The organism is Pantoea sp. EABMAA-21, assembly GCF_030053335.1.
Taxonomy (GTDB): Bacteria; Pseudomonadota; Gammaproteobacteria; order Enterobacterales; family Enterobacteriaceae; genus Pantoea; species Pantoea communis.
The window spans coordinates 45659-71252 of sequence record NZ_JASGBX010000017.1 but is presented as its reverse complement, the minus strand read 5'-3'; the positions used below and the strand labels follow the sequence as shown (position 1 = coordinate 71252).

General features: G+C 55.5%; 26 protein-coding genes. 8 read left to right on the top strand and 18 right to left on the bottom strand.

All coding sequences use genetic code 11. The features are described from left to right. Positions 1–47: 47 nt before the first annotated feature. From ubiA to QMZ65_RS20790, 4 genes are all read right to left on the bottom strand, one after another. Complete coding sequence (gene ubiA / locus QMZ65_RS20805) at positions 48–914, bottom strand: 4-hydroxybenzoate octaprenyltransferase (protein WP_176505791.1); 867 nt, start codon at positions 912–914, stop codon at positions 48–50. Positions 915–938: 24 nt separating this feature from the next. Further along, a complete protein-coding gene (gene ubiC / locus QMZ65_RS20800) occupies positions 939–1457 on the bottom strand; it encodes a chorismate lyase (protein ID WP_097118936.1) in 519 nt (172 codons plus the stop codon). Positions 1458–1548: 91 nt separating this feature from the next. After that, positions 1549–1959, bottom strand: a complete 411-nt coding sequence (gene psiE / locus QMZ65_RS20795) for a phosphate-starvation-inducible protein PsiE (protein WP_058960065.1) — start codon at positions 1957–1959, stop codon at positions 1549–1551. 70 nt (positions 1960–2029) lie between these two features. Further along, positions 2030–2728, bottom strand: coding sequence for a UTRA domain-containing protein (locus QMZ65_RS20790; protein ID WP_097118935.1), 699 nt, complete (start codon positions 2726–2728; stop codon positions 2030–2032). Between the two features lie 223 nt (positions 2729–2951). On the opposite strand from QMZ65_RS20790, the gene QMZ65_RS20785 reads away from it, so the two are divergent. The 6 genes from QMZ65_RS20785 to QMZ65_RS20760 all read left to right on the top strand — a co-directional run bounded on the left by QMZ65_RS20785 (position 2952) and on the right by QMZ65_RS20760 (position 9359). After that, positions 2952–4013, top strand: coding sequence for an ABC transporter substrate-binding protein (locus tag QMZ65_RS20785; protein ID WP_034826973.1), 1062 nt, complete (start codon positions 2952–2954; stop codon positions 4011–4013). A 98-nt stretch (positions 4014–4111) separates the two neighbouring features. Then, on the top strand, positions 4112–4921 hold the full coding sequence (locus QMZ65_RS20780; RefSeq protein ID WP_058960062.1) for an alkaline phosphatase family protein: 810 nt from the start codon (positions 4112–4114) through the stop codon (positions 4919–4921). Beyond that, complete coding sequence (locus tag QMZ65_RS20775) at positions 4921–5769, top strand: ABC transporter permease (RefSeq protein ID WP_160868406.1); 849 nt, start codon at positions 4921–4923, stop codon at positions 5767–5769. The genes QMZ65_RS20780 and QMZ65_RS20775 overlap by 1 nt, the downstream gene beginning before the upstream one ends. 3 nt (positions 5770–5772) lie before the next feature. Beyond that, the gene (locus tag QMZ65_RS20770; protein WP_097118932.1) at positions 5773–6558 is read left to right on the top strand and encodes an ABC transporter permease; all 786 of its coding nucleotides are present in this window, start codon (positions 5773–5775) and stop codon (positions 6556–6558) included. A gap of 2 nt (positions 6559–6560) precedes the next feature. Further along, a complete protein-coding gene (locus QMZ65_RS20765) occupies positions 6561–7553 on the top strand; it encodes an ABC transporter ATP-binding protein (RefSeq protein ID WP_058960059.1) in 993 nt (330 codons plus the stop codon). Between the two features lie 180 nt (positions 7554–7733). Beyond that, a complete protein-coding gene (locus tag QMZ65_RS20760) occupies positions 7734–9359 on the top strand; it encodes a Na/Pi cotransporter family protein (protein ID WP_283216613.1) in 1626 nt (541 codons plus the stop codon). 162 nt (positions 9360–9521) lie between these two features. On the opposite strand, the gene gntU is transcribed toward QMZ65_RS20760, so the two are convergent. From gntU to QMZ65_RS20740, 4 genes are all read right to left on the bottom strand, one after another. Further along, positions 9522–10862: a gluconate transporter gene (gene gntU, locus QMZ65_RS20755; RefSeq protein ID WP_034826986.1), complete on the bottom strand. Its 1341-nt coding sequence runs from the start codon at positions 10860–10862 to the stop codon at positions 9522–9524. A 2-nt stretch (positions 10863–10864) separates the two neighbouring features. Then, entirely contained in the window at positions 10865–11401 is a 537-nt protein-coding gene (gene gntK, locus QMZ65_RS20750; protein WP_034826988.1) for a gluconokinase, read from the bottom strand. A gap of 140 nt (positions 11402–11541) precedes the next feature. Next, a complete protein-coding gene (gntR, locus tag QMZ65_RS20745) occupies positions 11542–12537 on the bottom strand; it encodes a gluconate operon transcriptional repressor GntR (RefSeq protein WP_097118929.1) in 996 nt (331 codons plus the stop codon). A 180-nt stretch (positions 12538–12717) separates the two neighbouring features. After that, positions 12718–13413: a pirin family protein gene (locus QMZ65_RS20740; RefSeq protein ID WP_097118928.1), complete on the bottom strand. Its 696-nt coding sequence runs from the start codon at positions 13411–13413 to the stop codon at positions 12718–12720. Between the two features lie 363 nt (positions 13414–13776). Here QMZ65_RS20740 and QMZ65_RS20735 point away from each other — a divergent pair, with 363 nt between their 5' ends. Continuing rightward, positions 13777–14268, top strand: a complete 492-nt coding sequence (locus QMZ65_RS20735) for a GNAT family N-acetyltransferase (RefSeq protein ID WP_058960055.1) — start codon at positions 13777–13779, stop codon at positions 14266–14268. A gap of 67 nt (positions 14269–14335) precedes the next feature. On the opposite strand, the gene ggt is transcribed toward QMZ65_RS20735, so the two are convergent. Continuing rightward, a complete protein-coding gene (gene ggt, locus QMZ65_RS20730; protein ID WP_097118927.1) occupies positions 14336–16087 on the bottom strand; it encodes a gamma-glutamyltransferase in 1752 nt (583 codons plus the stop codon). A gap of 202 nt (positions 16088–16289) precedes the next feature. On the opposite strand from ggt, the gene QMZ65_RS20725 reads away from it, so the two are divergent. Next, positions 16290–16568, top strand: coding sequence for a DUF2756 domain-containing protein (locus QMZ65_RS20725; RefSeq protein WP_097118926.1), 279 nt, complete (start codon positions 16290–16292; stop codon positions 16566–16568). Here the strand turns inward: QMZ65_RS20725 and ugpQ are convergent. The 9 genes from ugpQ to livH form a co-directional block, all read right to left on the bottom strand. Then, the gene (gene ugpQ, locus QMZ65_RS20720) at positions 16565–17308 is read right to left on the bottom strand and encodes a glycerophosphodiester phosphodiesterase (RefSeq protein WP_283216612.1); all 744 of its coding nucleotides are present in this window, start codon (positions 17306–17308) and stop codon (positions 16565–16567) included. The two genes, QMZ65_RS20725 and ugpQ, sit on opposite strands and share 4 nt — an antisense overlap. After that, positions 17305–18378 (bottom strand): sn-glycerol-3-phosphate import ATP-binding protein UgpC, encoded by a 1074-nt coding sequence (locus QMZ65_RS20715; protein WP_058960051.1) that lies wholly within the window; start codon positions 18376–18378, stop codon positions 17305–17307. The genes ugpQ and QMZ65_RS20715 overlap by 4 nt, the downstream gene beginning before the upstream one ends. Beyond that, positions 18379–19224 (bottom strand): sn-glycerol-3-phosphate ABC transporter permease UgpE, encoded by an 846-nt coding sequence (gene ugpE, locus QMZ65_RS20710; RefSeq protein ID WP_034827014.1) that lies wholly within the window; start codon positions 19222–19224, stop codon positions 18379–18381. Then, on the bottom strand, positions 19221–20108 hold the full coding sequence (ugpA, locus tag QMZ65_RS20705; protein ID WP_034827026.1) for a sn-glycerol-3-phosphate ABC transporter permease UgpA: 888 nt from the start codon (positions 20106–20108) through the stop codon (positions 19221–19223). Before ugpA ends, ugpE begins: the two co-directional genes overlap by 4 nt. A 61-nt stretch (positions 20109–20169) precedes the next feature. Beyond that, on the bottom strand, positions 20170–21486 hold the full coding sequence (gene ugpB, locus QMZ65_RS20700; protein ID WP_034827028.1) for a sn-glycerol-3-phosphate ABC transporter substrate-binding protein UgpB: 1317 nt from the start codon (positions 21484–21486) through the stop codon (positions 20170–20172). 328 nt (positions 21487–21814) lie between these two features. Continuing rightward, positions 21815–22528: a high-affinity branched-chain amino acid ABC transporter ATP-binding protein LivF gene (gene livF / locus QMZ65_RS20695; protein WP_034827030.1), complete on the bottom strand. Its 714-nt coding sequence runs from the start codon at positions 22526–22528 to the stop codon at positions 21815–21817. Between the two features lies 1 nt (position 22529). Then, positions 22530–23297, bottom strand: a complete 768-nt coding sequence (gene livG, locus QMZ65_RS20690; protein WP_034827032.1) for a high-affinity branched-chain amino acid ABC transporter ATP-binding protein LivG — start codon at positions 23295–23297, stop codon at positions 22530–22532. Beyond that, a complete protein-coding gene (locus tag QMZ65_RS20685) occupies positions 23294–24565 on the bottom strand; it encodes a high-affinity branched-chain amino acid ABC transporter permease LivM (protein ID WP_283216611.1) in 1272 nt (423 codons plus the stop codon). Before QMZ65_RS20685 ends, livG begins: the two co-directional genes overlap by 4 nt. Then, entirely contained in the window at positions 24562–25488 is a 927-nt protein-coding gene (livH, locus tag QMZ65_RS20680) for a high-affinity branched-chain amino acid ABC transporter permease LivH (protein ID WP_034827036.1), read from the bottom strand. Before livH ends, QMZ65_RS20685 begins: the two co-directional genes overlap by 4 nt. Positions 25489–25594 lie beyond the last annotated feature (106 nt).

Sequence of the window (25594 nt, the reverse complement as noted above, 5' to 3'; positions counted from 1 at the left end):
AGAAAGGCGACCCTCAACGAGTCGCCTTTTTTTATGGCAGCAACCATTTAAAACAGGTCAATAAATGGCTGAGTATTGAGAAGTACGCCAATAAACAGCACCAGACCAACGTAGTTATTATTCAGAAAGGCCTGGAAGCAAGGATCGCGTTCACGTTGAGCAATCAGCTTTTGTTGATACACAAAGAAGCCGCCCGCCACCAGTAATGACCAGTAAAACGCCCCGTTCAGATGCAACATCAATCCGACTAGCGCCATTAGCCCCAACGTGGCCAACTGCAATAAGCCGATGATCAATTTATCGAAACGTCCGAACAGAATCGCTGTGGATTTCACGCCAATCTTTAGGTCGTCATCACGATCAACCATCGCATATTGCGTGTCGTAAGCCACCGTCCAGCAGATATTCGCGAAGAACACCAGCCAGCAAACAATAGGTAAGGACTCACTAACCGCCGCCCAACCCATTGGAATCGCCCAGCCGAATGCCGCTCCCAATACCACCTGGGGTAAATGGGTGTAGCGCTTCATAAACGGATAGACCCACGCCAGTGCCAGGCCACCAAATGACAGCAAAATCGTCATACGGTTCATGGTCAGCACTAGCGCAAATGCCAGCAACCCGAGCACGACAAACAGGATTTTGGCCTCTTTCTCCGTCACCGCGCCGCTCGCCAGCGGACGCGATGCGGTCCGTTTGACATGACCATCCACCTTACGGTCCGCATAATCATTGATCACGCAACCCGCGGCACGCATCACAATGACGCCGAGCACAAATACCACCAGCACAGACAAAGGCGGCACCGCCATGCCTGATAACCACAGTGCCCACATGGTGGGCCACAGCAGCAACAGCGTGCCAATCGGTTTATCGATGCGCATCAGGCGCCGATAAGCCTGCCATTTGGTCATGGTTAAGGTTTTTTCCACAATCCTTTATCCTTGATTCAGCGCGCGGTACAACGGCGACGCTGGTAAAAACAGTTCAGTTAGCAGCAGCGGTTTGCCTGATAAACGCAGGCGCGAGCGACGTCCCCACAGATCGTCCACCTGACCGGGATCGATAAAATCGCGGCTCAGCGTCGAGGAGGCGAAAAGATAGCGCCCCAGCGGACGAGTGCCAAGATTTTGCAGCATCTGCTCCGGGCCGTTCAACGTGCTTTCTGGCACCACGGTTCGCCCAATCAACCAGGGTTCGCCATCGCCGCACAGCACGATTTCACGTAACCAAAAGCGCTCATCGGCGGGCAGGAATTCCGCTTCTGGCGCTATCTCGTCAGCGGTAATAAAGCTTTCGCGGATCAGTTCCACCGTCACCTGCTGGCAATGCTGCTCGAAGCGACGCGTCATGGAGTCTTCCTCCAGTAACCAGTCGAGCAGAGGGGGGGAAAGCAAGGGGGAAGTGGCTGGCAGCCAATGCAGTGCGAGTAACTGGCGCAGCGCGTGATGCGACATCAGGACATCTCCGGAGAAAAAGTTGCCCTAGTTTAACGCAGAGAATCGGGCGTGGCACTGCTGGTTGTGCCACGCCAGACAGAAGGGGGGATTATTCGCGCTTTAAGCGATTGCTATTGGCTAACCACAGCGTGACCACCAGAATTAAAATCGCCGCTGAATAATAAAGCGTGTCGAACGGGTTTTTATGGTCAACGATAATCAGACGAATGATTGCGGTGATGCCGATATAGATGAAATAACGCAGCGGGAAGTGATAGCCGGACTGGAAGTACTTCACTATCAGCGCGATAAATTCGAAATAGAGAAAATAGATCACGATGCCTTCGATCAGCAGGTAAGAAGACGCCTGCTCACCAGTGCTAAACAGCACATTAGCTAAATGAATCGTCTCTTTGCCAAGAAACACCACCAGGATGATGGCCAACGTCACCAGGCCAATATTCAGAACCCACTGTAATACCGAAGCAATAAGCTGCCCCGGTGCTGATTTTGTTGTCATTTTTATGCGCCTCAAAGTACGGAAACTCTCTGGCGTTATCATGCTGTAGTGTGATCAAAATCACAATATGCTACACATCAACATCCACACAGAGTGCGTCATAGCGCCAGTACTCGCAGTCACAGTCGATGACCCGTTTGTGCTGATCGCGGTTAATGCGTGTAATGAGTAATCCGGGAGTTCCGCTGGCGACATTGAGTGCCGGTGCCGCGCGCGCAGGAAGCGGGCCGGGCAGAATGGTAAAGCGAGCGCCGCCGTAGCGAATGCCATAGCGCTGATCGTAGAGATCGGTAAGTGAGCGGGTGAGGTCTTCCTCTAGCAGGCCGGGAAAAAAGGCCGGATTGAGGTAATGCTCCACGTACAACACCGCGCGCCCATCAATACGTCGCAGGCGTCGAATGCGAAACACGCTATCCCCTTCCAGTAACTGCAAATGTCGTGCAATCACCAGCTGTGCCGGGACTTCCCGCGCCTCAATTACTTCAGTGAGAGCGATGCGCCCTTGCTCGGCGGCCATGGCATGAAAGTGGCTGTGATGGGCCGGGTTATATACCAGCCTGGGTGGGGCGAGAAACCAACCTCGACGCAGCTCACGGTAAATGACGCCCTGCGCTTCCAGCAAGCCCAGCGCCTCACGCAGGGTAATACGCGTGGTGGAATAATGTTCACTTAAACTGCGTTCTGCCGGCAAACGTCCGCTGGCAAATTCACCGTTTTCAATGCGTTCGCTCAGCGCCGCAGCAATCACATCCACCGTTTTCGACGACATTTTTTAGCCTCATTTTGGGGCAATTCTGCACTATGACAGTTCGATGACTACAATATGACAGGCATATCCCACGCTTTCGCGCGCTGTATCCGCATGTGGAGCTACGCGTCACACCACATTTCACCACCATGGTCATAAAACCTTCATCTGATCGGGCTACATTGGCTCGGTTCTTGCTGGACTAGACCAAGACGTCCCACAACTTACACCCGGAGCAACCGAGATGAAAGCGTTTATCTCCTCTGTAGTAGCTAGTGCCGTACTGCTTGCGCTGCCCGCCGCGCACGCCGCCGATAACGACCTTGCCGCGCTGGAAAAAGCCGCGCGTGCTGAGGGCCAGGTCAACAGCGTCGGTATGCCAGACAGCTGGGCGAACTGGAAAGACACATGGAATGACATCAACAGCAAATATGGCCTGAAGCACAGCGATACCGATATGTCTTCGGCGCAGGAGCTGGCTAAATTTGATGCAGAGAAAGAGAACGCCAGTGCCGATATCGGTGATGTGGGCGCCGCGTTCGGTCCGGTTGCTGTGACCAAAGGTCTGGCACAACCGTACAAACCAACGCATTGGGATCAGATTCCAAGCTGGGCGAAAGACAGCGAAGGCAACTGGATGCTGGCGTATACCGGCACCATCGCCTTCCTGATCGACAAGCAGCAGGTTAAAGATGCACCGCACAGCTGGGCCGATCTGAAGAAAGGTAAGTATGTGGTCACTATCGGTGACGTCGGCGTGGCTGCTCAGGCGGCTAACGGCGTACTGGCGGCCAACTACGCGATGGGCGGTGATGAGAAGAACCTGAAGCCAGCCCTGAAATTCTTTGGCGAGCTGGCTAAAGAAGGCCGTCTGGGCGTGACCGATCCGGTGATTGCCAACATTGAGAAAGGTGAAATTCAGGTTGCCGTGGTATGGGACTTCAACGGTCTGAATTATCGCGATCAGATCGACAAAAACCGCTATGAAGTGGTGATCCCGTCTGATGGCTCCGTGATTTCCGGTTACAGCACCATCATCAACAAATACGCCAAACACCCGAACGCCGCCAAACTGGCGCGTGAATACATCTTCTCTGATGCCGGTCAGATCAACCTGGCGAAAGGTTATGCACGTCCAATCCGCGCTGAGCATTTAACTCTGCCAGCCGATGTGCAAGCCAAACTGCTGCCGCAGTCTGAGTACAAAAATGCCCGCCCGATCAAAGATCAGGCTGCATGGGATAAGAGCTCGAAAATGCTGCCGCGTCTGTGGCAAGAGAACGTGATTATCAATATGAAGCAGTAATTTGCACACACCCTGGCGGCGCGATGTCGCGCATCGATACGCAATACGTTGCGCCGCTAAGCGCAGTGCCCGCAATTTGAATGATGTAAGGAACGGGAATGAAGACAATCCTGGTGGTACTGGATGGCCTGAGCAATCAGGTGGCACAGCATGCGATGGGCTATCTGTTTGCTGAATGCAAACAGGGCAACGGCCAATACTACACGCTGACCTGCGAACTGCCTTCGCTGTCACGTCCGCTGTATGAATGCATTCTGACTGGGATTCCGCCAGTGCAGAGCGGCATTATTCATAACGGCGTCAATCGATTGAGCAATCAGCGCAGCATCTTCCATTACGCCCGCGCCGCCGGTTTAACCACGGCCGCTGCCGCCTATCACTGGGTGAGTGAGCTGTATAACCAATCCCCGTTCAACAATGCGCGTGATCGCCACACCGTCGCCCCCGATTTGCCGATTCAATACGGCCACTTTTACTGGGACGACAGTTATCCGGATTCCCACTTGTTTGAAGATGCCGAGAGCCTGCGTCTGAACCACGATCCGGACTTTTTACTGATTCACCCCATGAATATCGACGATGCCGGGCACAAGCATAGCCTGTCATCGCCACAATATCGCAACCGCGCACGTATGGCCGATGGCTATCTGTCGCAGTGGATGCCCGGCTGGCTCGCTGCGGGCTATCAGGTGATCGTCACCGCCGACCACGGCATGAACGATGACCGCTCGCACGGCGGCATTTTGCCGGAAGAGACGCAGGTGCCGCTGTTTGTGTTTGGTGCGGGCTTCTCCCGTCAGCCCGATCTCGAACCGCAGCAAACTGAACTGTGTGGCATCGTTTGCACGCTGCTGGGCATTGAGCACGATAAACCGGTGTGCCACGGTTTGCTGGCGGAGCCGCGTTAATGAAGGGCAAAACCCTCGCCACGCTATTGCTGCTGCCGTTCGCCTTCTTTTGGGTTGCCTTCCAGCTCGCGCCGCTGCTGTGGATCGCCATCAACAGCTTCTGGAGCGACATGAACGAGCGTTGGGGTATCGATAACTACACCGATATCCTCACTTCACCGTTTTACCTGCAGGCGTTTCGCCTGTCGCTGGATATCTCCATCTGGTCGAGCATTTACGGCCTGCTGATCTCGTTGATTGCCGGCTATTCGCTGCATCAGCCAGGCAGCGGCCGCTTTCAGCGCTTCCTGATGTCGTTTACCAACATGACCAGCAACTTTGCGGGTGTGCCGCTGGCGTTCGCCTTTGTGATTCTGCTGGGCATGAACGGCTGTCTGACGCTGCTGCTGCGCCACTTCGGCATGCTGGAAGGGTTCAAGCTGTTCTCGCGTGACGGCATGGTGCTGGTTTACACCTGGTTCCAGATCCCGCTCGGTATTCTGCTGCTCTATCCGGCGTTTGATGGCTTACGCAAAGATTGGGAAGAGTCAGCCGCACTGCTCGGTGCCAGCCGCTGGCGTTACTGGTGGCATATTGGCTTACCCATTCTGTTCCCGGCGCTGCTCGGCACCTTTGTGATTCTGCTGGCCAATGCGCTGGGTGCTTACGCCACCATTTATGCGCTGACCACCGGTAACTTTAACGTGGTGCCAGTACGTATTGCCGCGCTGGTGTCGGGTGATATCTCGCTCGATCCGAATACCGGCGGAGCGCTGGCCATGCTGCTGGTGTTCATTATGGCGCTGATTACCGTGGTGCAGCAGTATCTGGTGCGCCGCAGTTATCTCAACGCGAAATCACAGGAGTAGAACGTGTCTCGCGCGGAAAAAATTTATCATCGCCTGATTATCTGGCTGCTACTGATCATCCTCGCCGCCCCGCTGCTGGCGACGTTGCTGTATGGCATCTCGACTGACTGGAGCGACACCATTCTGCCGCAGGGCTTTACCCTGAAGTGGTTGATTGAGCTGTGGAGCGATCCGCGTTTCCTGACCGCATTGGGCCACTCCTTGCTGATTTGCTTTGGCGCGCTGCTGTTCTCATTAATGCTGGTGCTGCCTGCGATGTTTGTAATCGCTTACTATTATCCGAAGCTGGATGCGGTGATGAACGTGCTGATTCTGATGCCGTTTGCCGTGCCGCCGGTGGTGTCATCCGTTGGCCTGCTGCAGCTTTATTCCTCGTCACCGCTGATGATCACCGGCACGCCGTGGATTCTGGTCGGCTGTTACTTCACCATCGCGCTGCCGTTTATTTACCGTGCTATTGCCAACAATATGCAGGCGATCAATCTGAAAGAGCTGATTGATGCGTCTCATCTGCTGGGTGCCAGCACCTGGCAGGCGGCACTGTTTGTGGTACTGCCGAATCTGCGTAAAGGCGTGTTCATCGCGGTGCTGCTCTCCTTCTCATTCCTGATAGGTGAGTTTGTGTTCGCTAACCTGTTAGTCGGTACCCGCTATGAAACCTTGCAGGTGTATCTCTACAATATGCGTAACGGCAGCGGCCACTTTACCAGTGCGCTGGTGATCTCTTATTTTGCTGTCGTCCTGCTGGTCACCTGGCTGGCGAATGCCCTCAATCCTGAACGAGGCTGACCATGAGTTATCTGAACGTCACCCAGCTGAACAAAAGCTACGGCCCCACCAGCATCTTTGAAAATATCGATTTCAGCGCCGATGAAGGTGAGTTTGTTACCCTGCTCGGCCCGAGCGGCTGCGGCAAATCAACGCTGCTGCGCTGCATCGCCGGTTTGACGGATGTCGATAGCGGCAAAATTCTGCTACAGGGTCAGGATATCGTGCCGCTGCCACCGCAGAAACGTACCATTGGCATGGTGTTCCAGAGCTACGCGCTGTTCCCCAACATGACGGTGGAGAAGAACGTGGCGTTTGGCCTGAAAATGCAGAAACTGCCAGGCGGCGATATTCAGAAACGGGTGATGGAAGCGCTGGCACTGGTCGAGCTGACCGATTTCGCCCGCCGTTATCCGCACCAGCTTTCTGGCGGACAATGCCAGCGTGTTGCCTTAGCGCGCTCGCTGGTGACGCGCCCTCGTTTGCTGTTGCTGGATGAGCCGCTCTCCGCACTGGACGCGCGCATCCGCCGCCATCTGCGCGAACAGATCCGCAATATCCAGCAAGAGTTGAAGCTCACCACGATATTCGTGACCCACGATCAGGAAGAGGCGCTGACGCTGTCTGACCGTATCGTGCTGATGAATCGTGGCAAAATCGTACAGAACGGTAACGCCGAAGCCCTCTACACGCAGCCAGCCGATCTGTTTGCCGCCGGGTTTATCGGCAACTACAACCTGCTAAGTGCGGAACAGGCAACGCAGCTCACCGGCCAGACATTCACGGGTCAGGTAGCGATTCGACCTGAGTCAATCCGCTTGAGTGCACCGCAGGATGGCATTCCGGCCACTATTCTCAGTCACAGCCTGCTAGGTAACGTGATCCGTTATCGTGTACTGGCGCATGGGGTTGAATTGTCAGTGGATGTGCTGAATCGCAGCGTGGCGGATTTACACCCTGCTGGCATGCAAATTGGTCTACAGTTAGAGATGTCGACGTTGCGCCAGGTTGCTTAAATTTAACGAGAAATTGGCAACGCAACGCGGCAGTATTCAGCGTTAATGCAGCCTGTTAATCGTTGTCGCGGCGGCCTTTAGGCTGCCCATGGCCGCACTTCGGTGCGCCCGACACCTCGGTACTCACCCACAGGCTTGCAGTTGGTGCAATGTAAGTCTGAGGATAAGGAACCGCCCGACGTGTTGACCCTGCTCAATCTCTTATCTGCTGTGGCCCTGCTGGTGTGGGGCACGCACATTGTGCGCACTGGCATCATGCGCGTGTACGGTGCCGATTTGCGCCGGGTGCTCAGCCGCAGCGTGGAAAAGAAGCCAATGGCGTTTCTCGCCGGGATTGGCGTCACCGCGCTGGTGCAGAGCAGCAATGCCACCACCCTGCTCGTCACCTCGTTTGTCGCACAGAATCTGGTGAGTCTGACGCCTGCGCTGGTGGTGGTGCTCGGTGCCGATGTCGGTACCGCCATCATGGCGCGTATCCTGACCTTCGATCTCTCCTGGCTATCGCCGCTCTTCATCTTCTTTGGTGTGGTGTTCTTCCTCAGCCGTAAGCAGACGCGGGCCGGACAAATGGGTCGAGCTGCCATTGGCCTTGGCTTAATTCTGTTAGCGCTACAGTTGATCGTGGCCGCTGCTAAACCCATTACCCAGGCGGCGGGCTTGCAGGTGCTGTTCTCCACGCTAACCGGAGATGTCATGCTGGATGCACTGATTGGCGCGGTATTCGCCATCATCAGTTATTCCAGCCTCGCGGCGGTGCTGATCACCGCTACACTGACGGCAGCGGATGTGATTTCATTCAAAGTGGCGCTCTGTCTGGTGATTGGTGCCAACCTCGGCAGTGGTTTGCTGGCAATGATTAACGCCAGTGGCTCAAATGCTGCGGGAAAACGCGTGGCACTGGGCAGCCTGCTGTTCAAGCTCATTGGCAGCCTGGCGATTTTGCCACTGGTGAATTATATCGCTGATATTCTGGACAAGATGCCGGTCGATGACGAAGAACTGGTGATCTTTTTCCATGTATTTTACAACCTGATTCGCTGCCTGATTATGGTGCCATTCGCCGAACCGATGGCGCGCTTGTGCCGTCGTATGATTTCCGTCGAGCCGGAAACCGATGCCCATTTACGCCCTAAACATCTCGACCGCAGCGCGCTGGATACCCCTGCGCTGGCATTGGCCAATGCGGCGCGAGAAACCCTGCGCATCGGTGATGTCGTTGAACATATGATGGAGTCCTTCAATAAAGTGGTGCATGGCGAACTGCGTGAAGAGCGCGCGGTGCGGCGTCTGGATGATGATGTCGATGTGCTGTATACCGCCATCAAACTCTATCTGGCGCGCATGCCGAAAGAGGATTTGGCCGAGGAGGATTCGCGCCGCTGGGCCGAGGTCATCGAGATGGCACTCAACCTTGAGCAGGCGGGCGATATCATTGAACGCATGTGTGCGGACGTGGCGGTGAAATCGCTGAACGCCCGTCGGGCATTTTCCCCCGAAGGGCTGGAAGAGCTGAACACATTGCAGGAGCAGGTACTCAACAATCTGCGCCTCAGTTTGTCGGTGTTTCTGTCGAAAGATATCCCCAGCGCGCGCCGACTACGCCGCTCCAAACACCGTTTTCGCATCCTGATTCGCCGTTTCTCACACGCTCACGTCGAGCGCCTACATCAGAAAAATGTGCAGAGCATCGAAACCAGCTCCCTGCATCTAGGGTTGCTGGGAGATATGAAGCGTCTGAACTCGCTGTTCTGTGCGGTGGCGTATACGGTGCTGGATCAGCCGGATGATGAGCGGGATGAGGATTAACGAACAGTCTGGTGCGATGATCAACGGCTGCGGGATGCAGCCACATCGTCATACATGCGCGACCAATCGGCTATGCTATTCGGTCAGGTCGCCATCAATGGCAACCTGCCGTGCGGATAGGTGAATTTTATAGGGTGCGCATTGCGGCGCACCTAAAAATTCTTACGACAGCAGAGTGAACGCGATCATCCCAACAATGGCACCGGTGGTACCAAGAATGGTTTCCATCAGCGTCCAGGTTTTCAGCGTTTCACCTTCCGTTGCACCGGTGAAGCGGCCAAACAGCCAGAAACCGGCATCGTTGACGTGACTAATAATGATGGAGCCTCCCCCGATGCAGATCGACAGCGCCGCCAACTGCGCGCCGCTGTAGTGCAGCGGTTCAATCACTGGCATCACCAGGCCCACGGTCGTCAGACAGGCCACGGTCGCCGATCCCTGAATCACACGGATCGCACCGGAAAGGATGAAGCACGCCAGCGCAATCGGCATCCCGGCGCCAGTGAGCGCGTGACCCAATACCGGGCCGACGCCAGAATCCACCAGCACCTGCTTGAACACACCGCCCGCACCGATCACCAGCAGAATAATGCCTGCCGGTTGCAGCGCACTGCCGCACACCTGCATCACCTTCTCTTTGTCCATTCCCTGGCGATAGGCCAGACCGTAAATCGCTACCAGACACGCCAGCAGGATCGCCGTAAACGGATGGCCGATAAACTCCAGCCACTCGTAGAGACGTGAATCCGGTGTGGTGAAGCGCGCCCCGATGGTTTTCAGGCCCACCAGCAGCAGCGGGAACAGGATCAGTGCCAGGCTGAAGCCAAACGACGGCAGCTTACCCTCTTCCACTTCTGGCTGATGATCTTCCGGCGGCGCACTGAAACTGACATGGCGGGCAATAAAATTGCCAAACAGCGGACCCGCAATCAGCATACCGGGAATCGCTGCACACAGGCCCAGCAGGATCATCCAGCCAAAGTCCGCGTGCATCTGGGAAGCCAGCAGCATCGGGGCCGGCCCCGGCAGCAGAAACGCCGCAGAGGCCGCCACACCAGCAAACAGTGGAATGACCAACTTCACTAAGTTGCCATGGGTACGACGCGCCACGGCAAAGGCGATGCTGATCAGCAAGACCACCGCCACTTCAAAGAACAGCGGCAGCGCGCAGATCAGCCCGGCAATCCCCATCGCGTAGTGCGCCCGGTTTTCACCAAAGGCTTTCAGCATGCGGATAGCGATTTGATCGACTGCGCCGGTTTCATGCAGGATTTTGCCGAACATCGCGCCCAATGCCACCACGATGGCGAGAAATCCGAGCGTTCCGCCCATGCCTTTTTGCATGGTGTCAGCAATTTTATCCAGTGGCATGCCAGAGAACAGACCGGCACCAATTGAGACTAACATCAGGGCGACAAAGGCGTGCATACGCGCTTTCATCACCAAAAACAGCAGCAGCAGGACGGAGCCTGCTGCGGTTAACACCAGCGTTGCGGTACTCATTACTAACCCTTGTTGGTTGCTTCCTCAATGGTCGCAACCGTGGCCGCAACGACTTCATCCAGTGAATGATTGATATCAACCACCAGTACATCGGGCTCGTCCGCCCCAGGCTCTTGCAAGGTCTCAAACTGCGTCACCAGCATCTGCGGCTTAAAGAAGTGACCTTTACGTGCTTTCAGACGCGATTCGATGGTTTCGAAATCGCCCTTCAGATAGATGAATTTCAGGTTTTGGTTGCCCTGTCGCAGGATGTCGCGGTAGGACTTTTTCAGCGCCGAGCAGACGATAATCGAAATAGCCTGGGTGCGCTGCATGGCGAAGGCGGCATCATTCAGCGCCTGCAGCCACGGCTGGCGATCGTTATCATCCAGCGGATGACCGTCGGCCATTTTCATGATGTTGCTACGCGGATGCAGGAAATCGCCATCCAGAAATGCCGTGCTCAACTGATGAGAAACCTGATTAGCGACGGCAGACTTTCCGCTGCCGGAAACGCCCATTAGGATAAAGACGTGGTGCGATGGAGATGGCGTGGTCATGGTTTTGCGCTCCGGCAGGTTGCCTGCCAATGTTACCGATAACAAATTTGATTATCATTTTCGGAGCCCACTGCGGGACTGGCAACCCTTGTTAGGTGGAAAAGCACGAAAGTGTGAACTGACTCAAATAATCGCCAAAATCAGATGCTGCCACCTTCTGCAATTTCAAACCCGACATCCAGCGGCTCGGTCACGCTGCGGTCGCCGCCAATGCGCGCCAGCAGCATCGCAGCCGATTCGCGTCCCATGCGCTCACGCGGGGTCAGCACCGTGGCCAGGCGCGGCGTGACCACTTGGGTAATATCGTGGCCGTGGAATCCGGCAATCGCCATTTGCGCAGGTACGTTTAACCCCTGGCGCTGGCACTCAAACATCGCGCCGACTGCCAGGTCATCGTTGGTACAAAACAGGCTGTCGGTTTCGGGATAGCGTTTCTGCGCCTCGCATAGCAGCTGCGCACCGGCGCTGAAGGAGGAAGCATCTTCCATCATCACGCTGTGCGGCGTGAGCCCGGCTTCACGCATCGCCTTTTCGTAGCCCTGCTGTTTTTGCAGGGTACGCTCATCCAGACGTGCGCCGAGGTAAACGGTGTGGCGATGTCCTTTTTTCAGAATAGCATGCGTCATCTGCCGCGCCGCTTCGACGTTATCGAAGCCCACCGCCATATCGAGACACGGCGTGACTGAGTCCATCATCTCAATCACCGGAATACCCGCCACTTCCAGCATGCGCAGTGTGCCGGGCGTATGGGTGCGTTCGGTGAGGATGACGCCGTCGATGTTCCAGCCGAGCAGCGATCGCAGCTGTAGCTCTTCTTTGTCCGCGTTGTAGCCAAAGTGCGCCACCAGGGTTTGATAGCCGGCCTCATCGGTGACGGTTTCAATGCCGCGTAACACGTCGGCGAACACCTGGTTGGTGAGCGAAGGCAACAGTACGCCGATAGCGCGACTGGTCGCATTAGAGAGCATATCGGGGGCACGATTGGGGATATAACCGAGTTCATCCAGTGCGACGGCGATCTTATCGCGCAGCGCCGCAGAGACCTGATCGGGGTTTCGCAGGTAGCGACTGACGGTCATTTTTGTGATGCCGACGCGATCGGCAACGTCCTGTAGTACCGGCCTTTTCTTCTTCATCGTATGCGCCTGAGGTCAGAGATACGATGAGTCTATCATTTTTTTGTCAATTTCAGGCTTTGCGGAAAACCATGAATACCCGCTCTGATTTTGTGCACATCGGTACGCACCCAACGAAAAGTCGGCAAAAAATGCAAGGTCGCCATAGAGGGCAACCTTGCACGATTTATTGACAGGCTGTTACACCGGCGGCAGATCAAACAGCAGAATCTCTGCATCGCTGTCAGCGTTGATGGTCAGCGCGCTTTCATCCCAGATCGCCAGCGCATCACTGGTACCGACCTGTTCGCCATTCACGCTCACCAGACCTTTTACCACCTGAATCCATACACGACGACCCGCTTCGACAGTCACCGCGTCGGCTTCGCCCTTAGCAAACACCCAGCGCGACAGGGTCATGTCCTGGAACACTTTCAGCGATCCTTCACGCTCATCCGGGGACAGGACAAACTGGCGACCTTTCACATCCTCGAAGCGGCGCTGCGCATAGCGTGGCTCAATGCCTTTGCGCTCTGGAATGATCCAGATCTGATACAGATGCAGCGGATCTTTATCACTGGCGTTGTACTCTGAATGGCGCACGCCGGTACCGGCGCTCATGATCTGGAACTCACCTGCCGGGATCTGCTCTTTGTTGCCCATGCTGTCTTGATGTTCCACGGTGCCAGACAACACATAGGTCAGGATTTCCATGTCTTTATGCGGATGGGTACCAAAACCCTGGCCGCCATCAATCACGTCTTCATTGATAACGCGTAAGGCCGAGAAGCCCATAAAGTTGGCATCGTAATAATCGGCGAAAGAAAAGGTGTGCCAGCTATCGAGCCAACCGTGATTGGCGTGACCGCGTTCTTCTGCTTTGCGTAAGTAGATCATGTTCAATTCTCCTCAATGTTTTTTACAGTGTGTGCCTGAGAGAGATTGATTGATAGCTGAAAAACTTCACGCCTCTGTTCAAAAATGCTGAACGTTTTGGTGGTGATCGGACAATGAGGATGAAAGAGGCAAATAGCAGGCAAAAAAAAAGCCAGCACCCGAGCTGGCTAAGAAACACTGGAAGCAATGTGAGCAATGTCGTGCTTACCCGGTAGTCAGGAGACGTTCCCGGTCCGCATGACAATAATAATCATTATCATTCGCGTCTGTAAACCCCTTTTGAGAATTATTTTCGATTGACGACTTGCGAGAATTCCTTGATGTTAAAGGGGATTTTATTCACTTTGCACAAGGAGTCGCTTTATGAGTCAGATCGTCATTCGCCACGTAATCCCAGAAGATGCTGCTGCACTAACACGTCTCTACAGCCAACCGGAGACGCAGGCGAATACATTGCAACTGCCACACCAGTCACCCACGCTATGGCAGGAACGCCTTAGCAATCCGCGTCCGGGTGTGCATATGCTAGTGGCAATGATTGACGATCAACTGGCTGGGCAAATCACGCTAGAAGTGCAATCTGTCGCACGACGTCGCCATGCCGCTACCTTTGGCATGGGCGTTGATCCTGCCTTTCACCGTCGCGGCGTAGGCTCGGCGCTGATGGCCGCGATGATTGACCTGTGTGACAACTGGCTACAAGTGACACGAATCGAGTTAACCGTGTTCGCTGATAACCATAAAGCGATGGGTCTTTATCAGAAGTTTGGCTTTGAGATCGAAGGGACGGCGAAGCGTTTTGCCATGCGCGACGGCGAGATGATTGATACGCACTACATGGCGCGATTGAAATAACTTGCGCAATGAATCGCGCCGCTACAACTCGTACTGAGGCGGTAGCGGCGCACTTTATTACGCTAAATTAATACCCGGCACTCAAATCATCCACCGAACGCGGATCCGAAGCACCATAGCGCATGCCATCCGGCCCAATCATAATGCTCTGCGTGCTGCCCATTGCGGGCATCACTTTCACATGCTGACCTTTAGCTTCCAGCAAACGCAACGTATCCGGGCTAAAGCCTTTCTCCACGCGTAGCTGATCCGGCAACCATTGATGGTGGAAACGCGGCGCATTGGTCGCTTCCGCCACGTTCATACCGAAATCGATACTGTTCACCACCATTTGCAACACAGTGGTGATAATACGGCTGCCACCAGGGCTACCTGTCACCAGCCAGGTTTTGCCGTCTTTGGCGATGATGGTCGGTGACATCGATGACAATGGACGTTTAGCCGGTTGCACCGCATTCGCTTCGCCACCCACCAAACCATACACGTTCGGCGTACCCGGTTTGGCGGAGAAGTCATCCATCTCGTTGTTCATCAGGATACCGCTCTGCCCGGCGACAATGCCGCTACCGAAATAGGTGTTCAGCGTGTAGGTCACGGCGACCGCATTACCGTCTTTATCCACCACCGAGAAGTGCGTAGTCTGGTTGCTTTCGTACGGCTCAAGCTTACCCGGTTTGATTTCGCTGGAAGGACGCGCTTTGTTGACGTCAATCTGCTGCGCCAGGGTTTTGGCGTAGGCTTTGCTGGTCAACGCCTGCTGCGGCACTTTGACGAAATCCGGATCGCCAAGGTATTCCGAACGATCGGCATAGGCGTATTTTTCCGCTTCCGCCATCACCTGCATAGCGTCCGCACTGCCAAAGCCCCACTTCGCCAGATCAAAGTTTTCGAGGATATTCAGGATCTGCACGATATGAATCCCACCTGAAGACGGTGGCGGCATTGAGAACACTTCATAGCCGCGATAGGTGCCGCTGACCGGTTTACGCTCTACCGCACGATAGGCGGCCAGATCCGGTTTGCCAATCAATCCGCCATGCTGTGCCATTTCTCCAGCGATCTCATCGGCAATTTTGCCTTTGTAGAACGCATCCGGCCCTTGTTGAGCAATCAGTTGCAGGCTGTGCGCGAGGTTTTTCTGCACCAGACGCTCACCTTTTTGATACGGCTTGCCGTCTGCCTTGTAGAAAATCGCCCGGCTGTTGTCGTGATTGATCAACGTCTCTTTGCCGTAGGTCGCCAAATCGTCCGCCAGCGCATCGTTAACGATGATGCCCTCACGCGCTAGCTTAATCGCCGGAGCCAGCAGTTTACTCAGCGGCAGCGTACCGTATTTTTGTGCCGCCAGCGCAAAACCAGCAACAGTGCCCGGTGTGCCCGAGGCTAAATGGGACGTGAGCGACAGTTTAGGGTCAGCATTACCCTGCTTATCGAGGAACATATCGCGTGAAGCACGCGCCGGCGCCATTTCACGAAAATCGATCGCCGTGGTGCGTCCCGAGGCGGTACGCAGCATCATAAAGCCACCACCGCCGAGATTACCGGCTTGTGGATGAGTGACGGCTAATGCGAAGCCCACTGCAACGGCCGCATCCACGGCATTACCGCCCTGCTTCAGAATATCGACGCCCACCTGGGTGGCTATCGCATCCACCGACGCCACCATACCGTGCTGCGCCTTCACCGGATGGAAGGTGTCACTGTCCACGCCGTATGACACCGGTGGCGCGCTAGCGGGCGCGGAAAACGCCCCCTGTACCACGGTAAAACTCATCAATAATGCCCAGCCAACCAGACGCACGCTGCCCTTTAGTCTCATTTGCGATCTTCCTTTGCGATTATTTACATTTGTTATTTTTTGATGCAAGTGTTTGCAAACACGATAAAAAGCGTAGCAGTAAGCCAAATTCGGCGCACTCCTGGTTCAGGACTTTGTGACATCGCATAAACTTATGACAGCAGCCTTGGTTGCCATATTGATGGCGACAGCACACAGCAGGCTGCATTAATGGAGGAAGACCATGAAAAAATGGCTAATCGTTATCGCTGCGTTGCTGCCGTTAAGCAGCATGGCAAATATGCTGAACAGCACAAATGACCCGAACAAGCCTGGCTATAACCCGAGCCAGCAGCGCATGCAGTCGCAAATGCAGACTCAGCAGCAACAACAACAGTTGAAGCTGAAACAGGATCAGCAGCAGCAGAATCAGGAGTTACAGCGGAAAATGCAGGAGCGAAGGGATAGCGCCCAGCAGCGCATGATTCAGCAACAGCCGGGCCAGCAGCAAAACCAGAATTAACGGAAGTCGGGACCGATAATGTCGATGCGGTCAGTACAGATGGCATCGACGCCCCAACTCAATAGCTCGCGCGCCCGCGCGGGCTGATTCACCGTGTACACCAGAATATGCAATCCGGCGGCTTTCAGCTGCGCGGTGCGTTCGGCATCCAGCAGTTTGTGATTGAGATGGATGGAGACGCAACCCAGTGCACTCGTCAGCGCCTGCCAGTCATCGTGCCACTCATCCAGCAATAATCCGCCTGGCAATTCAGGCGCCGCCTGCATCGCTGCTTCCAATGCTTCATAAGAGAAGGAAGAGAGTAGCGGCGCCGTTTGCCCCTGCCACAGTTCGCGCGCGGCCAACGCCACATCGCGTCCGGTTTCCACCTCTTTGCCGGTGGTCGGCTTGATCTCAACGTTCGCCATCATCTGATGCTGGCGGCAGCGATCGGCCACGTCACGCAGCAGTGCCAGCGGCTCGCCTTCATACTCACGGCTGTACCAACTGCCCGCATCCAGCTGCGATAGCTTACTCCATGAGAGATCGCCCGCCACACCCCAGCCGTTGCTGGTGCGATCCAGCGTATCGTCATGCAGCAGGAACACCTGTTTATCATCCGACAGCTTGGCATCAAACTCGATCATGGTATGACCGTACTGCGCGCCGACATCTATTGCCGCCAGCGTATTTTCCGGAGCCAGTTTACCGCCGCCGCGATGGGCGACGATTTGTGGGTATGGCCAATTTTCTACACTCATTCCAGACGCTTTCCATGGGTTGAATCGAAGAAGTGTAACGCATCTGGCGGCAGTTGCAGCCATAAGGTGCTGCCCGATTGCGGACGTTCACTGTGCGGCAAACGCACCACCAGACGGGTATTACCGATGCGGCCGTGCGCGAGATTATCCGCACCCAACATCTCCAGCGTATCGACCACTAATGGAATGCCGCCCGCTGCTTGCGAGCTGAGCACCAGATGCTCAGGACGGATGCCCAACGTAAGGGGACGATTCGCCCACTTCGCTTTGCTCTCGCCCAATGGCAAGCTATTAAGCGCATCGAGCGTAAAGCGCGTGCCGTCGCTGTTGATCTGGCCTGGCAGCAGGTTCATTGCCGGTGCACCGATAAACGACGCCACAAACTGGCTCGCCGGACGCTCATACACTTCCACCGGCGTGCCGACCTGCTCGACCACGCCTTTGTTCATCACCATCACGCGCTGGGCCAACGTCATGGCTTCTACCTGATCGTGCGTCACATACAGACTGGTGGTTTTCAGGCGACGGTGCAGTTGTTGCAGCTCAAGACGCATCTGCACACGCAGGCGCGCATCGAGGTTCGACAGCGGCTCATCGAACAGGAACACCGCTGGTTCACGCACGATGGCGCGGCCCATTGCCACACGCTGGCGCTGTCCACCGGAAAGCTCACGCGGACGACGTGACAGCAGGTGATCCAATTCCAGACTGCGCGCGGCTTCCATTACGCGTTGATCGATCTGCTCTTTACCCATGCCGCGAATTTTCAGGCCATAGGCCATATTCTCACCCACGGTCATATGCGGGTAAAGCGCATAGTTCTGGAACACCATGGCGATGCCACGATCTTTCGGTTCCATGTTAGTGACGCGTTTGTCGTCGATGTAGATATCGCCGGAAGTCACACGTTCCAGGCCTGCCACCATGCGCAGCAGCGTCGACTTGCCGCAGCCGGAAGGGCCCACCATCACCATAAATTCGCCATCGTTGATGGTGATATTCAGTGGCTGAATGATCTGATTTTTGCCGTCATACGATTTGGTGACGGTCTGAAGGGTTACGCCTGCCATTTATTTATCACTCTCCACCAGGCCACGCACAAAGGCACGTTGCATCACGAGTACCACCACCACCGGTGGGATCAGGGTTAATAACATTGCCGCCATCACTTCGTTCCACTGCGTCGGCCCACCGCTGGTGTTGATCATACTTTTCACCCCGGCGACCGCCGTGCTGAGACTGGGATCGTTGATGATCAACAGCGGCCACAGATACTGGTTCCAGCCGTAGATAAAGGTGATCACGAACAGCGCGGCGAGGTTGGTTTTGGACAGTGGCAAAACGATGTCCCAGAAGAAACGCATCGGGCTGGCACCATCAATGCGCGCCGCTTCAATCAGCTCATCCGGCAGCGACATAAAGAACTGGCGGAACAAGAAGGTCGCGGTGGCCGAAGCCATCAGCGGCAAGGTTAAACCGCTGTAGCTATCAAGCATGTGCAGGTTAGAAATCACCTCCACCGTGGGGAAGATACGCACTTCTACCGGCAGCATCAGGGTGATGAAGATCAGCCAGAAGAACAGCGAGCGCAACGGGAAACGGAACCACACCAGCGCAAACGCGGAGAGCATCGACACCGCGATTTTACCCACCGTGATGCCGAGTGCCATGATCAGGCTGTTGAGCATCATCATGCCAAAGGCCGGACCGCTGCCGTTGACGCCCTGGGTCCAGATGCGCGAAATGTTGTCCCACAGATGTGTGCCGGGCACTAAGGTCATCGGCACCTGATACACCGCTTCGTTATCCAGCGTGGCGGCGACTATCGCCACGTACAGTGGGAACAGAATGGTCAGGACACCGAGCACCAGCAGGGTATGGCTGAAGATATCCAGCCCGCGTCGATTCTCAATCATTGGTATTGCACCTTACGCTCGACAAAGCGGAATTGCAGGATCGTCAGGCCAATCACCAGCAGCATCAGCACCACGGATTGCGCGGCAGAGGACGAGAGATCGAGACCGGTAAAGCCTTCGCGATAAATTTTGTAGATCAGCGTGGTAGTGGCCTGCACCGGACCGCCGCCGGTCGCGGCATCGATCACCGGGAAGGTGTCGAAGAAGGCATATACCAGGTTGACCACCAGCAGGAAGAAACTCACCGGGGTGATCAGCGGCAGTGACAGATTGAAGAAGCGACGCACCGGTCCAGCACCGTCTATCGCCGCCGCTTCCACCAGCGATTTGGGGATCGACTGCAGTGCGGCAAAGAAGAACAGGAAGTTGTAGCTCATCTGCTGCCAGATGGATGCCAGCACGATCAGGAACATCGCCTGACCGCTGTTTTGCGCGTAGTTCCAGTTATAGCCAATCTGGTTCAGCAGATGGCTGAACAGGCCGAGGCCAGGGTTGAACAGGAACATCCACAGCACGGCAGCGACCACCGGTGCAACGGCGTAAGGCAGCAGCAATAGCGTTTGGTACAGTTTTTTCAGACGCACCACGTAGTCGACCAGAGCCGCCAGCAGCAGCGAGAAGGTCATGCCGCACACCGTCACCAGTGCGCTGAATTCGATGGTGGTCCAGAAAGAGTCGAGGTAATAGCTGTCGCTGAACAGGCGTTTGAAGTTATCCAGCCCGACGAAGGTGCTGGAAATACCAAAGGGATCGATGCTTTGCAGCGAATACCACAGCGCTTCACCGGCCGGCCACAGGAAGAAAATAGCGGTAATCACCAGTTGTGGTGCCACCAGCAAATAGGGCAAAAAACGGGAGCGAAAAACAGGGCGTGATGAGGACATAGCAGACTCGCCAAAAGAGAAATCGGGGCTGACGCCATGCGCCAGCCCCGAGACAACGGAATTACTTCACTTGCTGTTCAAAACGACGCAGCAGTTCGTTTCCGCGCTTCACAGCGTTATCCAGTGCAGCTTGTGGCGCCTGTTTGCCCGTCCACACGCCTTCCAGCTCTTCGTCCACAATGGTACGAATCTGTGGCATGTTGCCCAGACGCATGCCTTTGGTGAACGGCAGTGGATCTTTGTTCAGCATCTGACGTGTGGCGATGTCTGCGCCTGGGTTCTTGTCATAGAAGCCCTGTTGCTTGGTCAGCTCATATGCAGCAGTGGTGATTGGCAGGTAACCGGTCTTCTGGTGCCATTCTGCGGCGATTTCTGGCTGAGCCAGGAACTTCATGAACTCGGCTACGCCCTTGTAGGTGTCGGCATCTTTGCCTTTCATCACCCACAGGCTCGCGCCGCCGATGATGGCGTTCTGCGGTGCGTTAGGCACAGTTGAGTCATAAGGCATCATGCCGACGCCGAAGTTGAACTTAGCGTAATGCTTGATATCCGCCAGAGAGCCGGAAGAAGCCGTGGTGATGCCGCAATCGCCGTTGTAGAACTTCGCGGTGGATTCATCTTTACGACCGAAGTAGGTGAAATCACCCTTCTTGTTCATGTCTTCCAGCATCTGGATGTGGCGCACCTGAACCGGCTTGTTGAATTCCAATACCGCATCGGTACCGTCAAAGCCGTTGTTTTTGGTGGCAACCGGCAGTGCATGCCAGGCGCTGAAGTTTTCGATTTGAATCCAACCCTGCCAGCCGCTGGCGTAACCACAAGTCATGCCCGCTTTACGCAGTGCGTCGGCGTCTTTTGCCAGTTCCTGCCAGGTTTTAGGCGGCTGGTCTGGGTTCAGACCGGCTTTCTTGAAGGCATCTTTGTTGTAGTACAGCACTGGGGTTGAGCTGTTGAACGGCTGAGAGATCAGCTGGCCATTGCTGTCGCTGTAATAACCTGCAACCGCTGGCACGAACTGTTTTGGATCCATCTGCACGCCCGCGTCTTTAAACACGTCATGCACAGGCACGATAGCTTTTGAAGCCATCATGGTCGCCGTACCCACTTCGTAAACCTGCAGAATCGCCGGTGCTTTACCGGTACGCACAGCAGCGATACCCGCTGCCAGGCTCTGCTCGTAGTTACCTTTGTAAGTCGGTACGATTTTGTATTCTGGGTGAGCCTGGTTAAAACGTTGTGCCAGAGAATCGACTTCTTTGCCTAACTCGCCTTCCATTGAGTGCCAGAAAGGAATGTCAGTGGCAGCCAGCGCGTTACCACTGAGCGCCAGACCAAGCAAAACACTCATCAGGCGGGGACGAAGCGTAAAAGCGGACATAAGTTTTTTCCTGTGCTGTTAGGTACGCGCGATATCACGCATTTTTTTGTTCGCGAAGTAACATGACACGGGGAAATGACGGATTAATAACAGGTTTATGACGGGAATGTGACGGAGATTGCGCGTATTAGAAAGTTTAAAGTGGCACAAGTTATCTCAAACTTGAGCCACTGTTTAGACCGCCAGCGTTGCAGTCAGACCGCACCTTCTATCAGACCGTCGGCGGCGCAGCCAGATTGCGGGCGGACAGCGCGCAGCCACCGGAACGTACACGTAGTACGTGAGGATAGCGAGCACTGCCCAACCGCAAGCTGGCAAGTAAGCCAGGTCAGGCACCGAGGTAAGCGCTGCGTACCGCTTCGTTGGACAGCAACGCTTCACCACTGTCTTCCAGCACCACATGACCGTTCTCCAGCACGTAGCCGCGATCGGCGAGCTTCAGCGCCTGGTTGGCGTTTTGCTCCACCAGGAAAATGGTCATGCCCTCTTTACGCAACTGTTCAATCGTATCGAAAATCTGCTGAATAATAATCGGTGCTAAACCTAAAGAAGGTTCGTCGAGTAACAGCAAACGCGGCTGACTCATTAGCGCACGACCGATCGCCAGCATCTGCTGTTCACCACCGGACATGGTGCCCGCGCGCTGCACTTTACGTTCAGCCAGACGCGGGAACAGCTGATAAACCCGCTCAATGCGCTCCTGATACTGCTGGCGCGTGGCAAAGAAACCGCCCATCGCCAGGTTCTCTTCCACCGTCATCCGGGAAAACACGCGGCGGCCTTCCGGCACAATCGCAATCGCTTCACGCATGATTTTGGCGGTTTGCCAGTCAGTGATCTCTTTGCCGTCGAAGATAATAGTGCCACTGGTGGCACGCGGTTCACCGCACAGGGTGCCGAGCAACGTGGTTTTACCTGCGCCGTTAGCCCCAATCAGGGTGACAATTTCACCCTGACTGATGTGCAGGTTGATGTTGTGCAGTGCCTGAATCGGGCCGTAATGGGCACTCACCCCTTGCAACGTTAAAATTGGGTTTGCCATATTACGCCTCACCTAAATAAGCACGGATCACATCCGGATTGTTACGCACTTCTTCCGGCGTACCGTTAGCCAGCGGCGTCCCCTGGTTCACCACATAAATGCGGTCAGAAATGCCCATCACCAGCTTCATATCGTGTTCGATTAACAGCACCGAGACCTTATGCTCACCGCGCAGTTCGGCAATCAGTTCGTCCAGTTCGTGGGTTTCGCGTGGGTTAAGTCCTGCGGCAGGCTCATCCAGCATCAGGATTTCCGGACGCGTCACCATGCAGCGCGCAATCTCCAGACGACGCTGCTGGCCGTAAGCGAGGTTGCCCGCCTGGCGATTGGCCAGCTCCAGCAGGCCGATGCGATCCAGCCAGGTGGCAGCACGATCCAGCGCTTCACTCTCCCCGCGACGGAACGCCGGGGTTTTGAACAGGCCGGAGAACACGCCACTTTTCAGATGCTGATGCTGCGCGACCAGCAGGTTTTCAATCACCGTCATCTCACGGAACAGTCGCACGTGCTGGAAAGTACGCACGATGCCCATACGCGCAATCTTCTGGCCTGGCTGGCCCTGCAACTCCTGATCGCGCAGTTTGATGGTACCGCCGGTCGGCTTGTAAAAACCGGTCAGGCAGTTGAACACCGTGGTTTTACCGGCACCGTTCGGCCCGATCAGTGACACGATTTCCTGGGGATGCAGTTCCAGCGCCACATTGTTGACGGCCAACAGCCCGCCAAAGCGCATCATCAAGCCTTCAACGGCTAACAAAGGCTGACTCATGCCTGCTCTCCTTGTTTACTGCTTTTCAACTTCAGGTGTGGACGCTTCATCGGCAACAATCCTTGCGGACGCCAAATCATCATCAGCACCATCAAACCACCCAACACCAGCATGCTGTACTCGTTCAGATCACGCATCAATTCGCGCGACACCACCAGCAGCACGGCCGCGAGGATCACCGCAAACTGCGAACCCATGCCGCCCAGTACCACAATCGCCAGCACAAAGGCTGATTCGACGAAGGTGAAGGATTCCGGGCTAACAAAACCCTGACGTGCGGCAAACAGCGTGCCAGCAAAACCGGCGAACACGGCACTGATAGTGAAAGCGGTCAGCTTGATGCGTGTTGGGCTGAGCCCCAATGAACGACAGGCGATCTCATCTTCACGCAGCGCTTCCCACGCGCGACCCAATGGCATACGCAGCAAACGGTTAATCACGAACAAGGTCAGCACCACCAGCAGCAGCGCCACCAGATAGAGGAAGATGACACGATGATTCGGATCGTACTGCAGGCCCGTCAGCTCATGGAAAGTGGTCCAGCCGCCTTCACTGACGCGACGCCCAAACTCAATGCCAAACAGGCTTGGTTTAGGAATCTGCGCGATACCGTTTGGACCGCCGGTAATAGAGGTGCTGTTGAGCAGCAGAATACGCACGATTTCACCGAAGCCGAGCGTCACAATCGCCAGATAGTCACCGCGCAGGCGCAGTACCGGGAAGCCGAGCATCAGGCCAAACGCACCTGCGACAATCCCCGCCAGCGGCAGGCTTTCCCAGAAACCAAAACCGTAATAGTGATTGAGCAGCGCGAAGGTGTAAGCGCCGATGGCATAGAAACCACCGTAGCCCAGCACCAGCAAACCAGACAGGCCGACCACCACGTTGAGGCCGAGACCGAGCATCACGTAGATCAGCGTTAATGTGGCGATATCGACACTGCCGCGCGACACCAGAAACGGCCACAGCACCGCAGCAGCAATCAACAGCGCCATCACCAGCTTTTGCTTTGGCGTCGAACCATCGAAGCCCGGCAGCACAAAGCCTTTACCGCTGCGTTTGAACTTTCCATGGAACACCGGGCGCAGCAGCTGGAAGACAAAAACCACCGCACAGCCGATGAAAATCCAGTTCCAGCGCGCCGCGCTAGCGTTAGCCACCACCAGTTTGGTGCCATCAAGATCAAGACGGACGCCCATAAAGAAGGTGGCGAGAATCAGTAACATCACCGTTGAAATCACGGCGTTGACCAGACCGAGGCGTTTCATACTTTCTCTACCTCCGGACGGCCCAGAATGCCGGTAGGCATCACCAGCAGCACTACAATCAGCAGTGCGAATGACACCACATCTTTGTATTCGGTCGACAGATACGCCGAGGTCAGCGCTTCAGCGATACCGAGCACCAGACCACCAATCATCGCGCCCGGAATACTGCCGATGCCGCCCAGTACCGCAGCGGTAAACGCCTTCATCCCGGCCATAAAGCCGATGAACGGGTTGATCGAGCCATAAAACTGGCCCAGCAGCACGCCCGCCACCGCCGCCATCGCCGCACCAATAATGAAGGTCAGTGAAATCACGCGGTCAGTATTAATCCCCAGCAGACTGGCCATTTTCAGGTCTTCCGCACAGGCGCGGCAGGCGCGGCCCATACGTGAATAACGAATAAACAGCGTCAGGGCCAGCATCGAGAGGAAGGTCACGACCCAAATCACCAGCTGCATGGTGGAGAGCGTGGCAGCAAAGCCGTTGCTCTCGCCCAGCGTCCACTGGCCGGTAATCAGGCTTGGCAACGCCAGATCGCGCGAACCTTGCGTCAGACTGACGTAGTTCTGCAGAAAGATCGACATCCCAATAGCCGAAATCAGCGCGATCAAGCGCTTAGAGGAGCGCACGGGTTTATACGCCACGCGCTCAATGCTCCAGCCGTAGGCGCTGGAGATGATCACCGCCATCACGAACCCGGCGGCAATCATCAGCCACGTGGTATCGATACCCATCATCATCAGGGCGGCAATCACAATAAAGGAGACATAACTGCCGATCATATACACCTCGCCATGGGCGAAGTTGATCATGCCGATGATGCCGTAAACCATGGTGTAACCAATGGCGATCAGCGCGTAAGTGCTCCCGAGGGTGACCCCGTTGAACATCTGCTGAATGAAATAGAGAAACTGCTCGGACATAGTGAGGACCTGCATGTGGACTAAAAATCCCCTCTCCCTTTTGGCAGAGGGTTAGGGTGAGGGAACAGGCGCGCGGGATCCCATCAAGACGGTACGCGCTGTCCCT

Excerpts from the sequence above, each read along its gene's own strand:
- QMZ65_RS20725 (WP_097118926.1), top strand. The coding sequence starts at position 16,290 with ATGAAAAAATGGCTAATCGTTATCGCTGCGTTGCTGCCGTTAAGCAGC.
- QMZ65_RS20685 (WP_283216611.1), bottom strand. The coding sequence starts at position 24,565 with ATGAAACGCCTCGGTCTGGTCAACGCCGTGATTTCAACGGTGATGTTA.
- ubiA (WP_176505791.1), bottom strand. The coding sequence starts at position 914 with ATGACCAAATGGCAGGCTTATCGGCGCCTGATGCGCATCGATAAACCG.
- ugpQ (WP_283216612.1), bottom strand. The coding sequence starts at position 17,308 with ATGAGTGTAGAAAATTGGCCATACCCACAAATCGTCGCCCATCGCGGC.
- QMZ65_RS20780 (WP_058960062.1), top strand. The coding sequence starts at position 4,112 with ATGAAGACAATCCTGGTGGTACTGGATGGCCTGAGCAATCAGGTGGCA.
- gntR (WP_097118929.1), bottom strand. The coding sequence starts at position 12,537 with ATGAAGAAGAAAAGGCCGGTACTACAGGACGTTGCCGATCGCGTCGGC.
- gntK (WP_034826988.1), bottom strand. The coding sequence starts at position 11,401 with ATGACCACGCCATCTCCATCGCACCACGTCTTTATCCTAATGGGCGTT.
- QMZ65_RS20790 (WP_097118935.1), bottom strand. The coding sequence starts at position 2,728 with ATGTCGTCGAAAACGGTGGATGTGATTGCTGCGGCGCTGAGCGAACGC.
- QMZ65_RS20775 (WP_160868406.1), top strand. The coding sequence starts at position 4,921 with ATGAAGGGCAAAACCCTCGCCACGCTATTGCTGCTGCCGTTCGCCTTC.
- ugpE (WP_034827014.1), bottom strand. The coding sequence starts at position 19,224 with ATGATTGAGAATCGACGCGGGCTGGATATCTTCAGCCATACCCTGCTG.
- livF (WP_034827030.1), bottom strand. The coding sequence starts at position 22,528 with ATGGCAAACCCAATTTTAACGTTGCAAGGGGTGAGTGCCCATTACGGC.
- QMZ65_RS20765 (WP_058960059.1), top strand. The coding sequence starts at position 6,561 with ATGAGTTATCTGAACGTCACCCAGCTGAACAAAAGCTACGGCCCCACC.
- livG (WP_034827032.1), bottom strand. The coding sequence starts at position 23,297 with ATGAGTCAGCCTTTGTTAGCCGTTGAAGGCTTGATGATGCGCTTTGGC.
- gntU (WP_034826986.1), bottom strand. The coding sequence starts at position 10,862 with ATGAGTACCGCAACGCTGGTGTTAACCGCAGCAGGCTCCGTCCTGCTG.
- livH (WP_034827036.1), bottom strand. The coding sequence starts at position 25,488 with ATGTCCGAGCAGTTTCTCTATTTCATTCAGCAGATGTTCAACGGGGTC.
- QMZ65_RS20785 (WP_034826973.1), top strand. The coding sequence starts at position 2,952 with ATGAAAGCGTTTATCTCCTCTGTAGTAGCTAGTGCCGTACTGCTTGCG.
- ugpA (WP_034827026.1), bottom strand. The coding sequence starts at position 20,108 with ATGTCCTCATCACGCCCTGTTTTTCGCTCCCGTTTTTTGCCCTATTTG.
- ggt (WP_097118927.1), bottom strand. The coding sequence starts at position 16,087 with ATGAGACTAAAGGGCAGCGTGCGTCTGGTTGGCTGGGCATTATTGATG.
- ugpB (WP_034827028.1), bottom strand. The coding sequence starts at position 21,486 with ATGTCCGCTTTTACGCTTCGTCCCCGCCTGATGAGTGTTTTGCTTGGT.
- QMZ65_RS20715 (WP_058960051.1), bottom strand. The coding sequence starts at position 18,378 with ATGGCAGGCGTAACCCTTCAGACCGTCACCAAATCGTATGACGGCAAA.
- psiE (WP_058960065.1), bottom strand. The coding sequence starts at position 1,959 with ATGACAACAAAATCAGCACCGGGGCAGCTTATTGCTTCGGTATTACAG.
- QMZ65_RS20740 (WP_097118928.1), bottom strand. The coding sequence starts at position 13,413 with ATGATCTACTTACGCAAAGCAGAAGAACGCGGTCACGCCAATCACGGT.
- QMZ65_RS20735 (WP_058960055.1), top strand. The coding sequence starts at position 13,777 with ATGAGTCAGATCGTCATTCGCCACGTAATCCCAGAAGATGCTGCTGCA.
- ubiC (WP_097118936.1), bottom strand. The coding sequence starts at position 1,457 with ATGTCGCATCACGCGCTGCGCCAGTTACTCGCACTGCATTGGCTGCCA.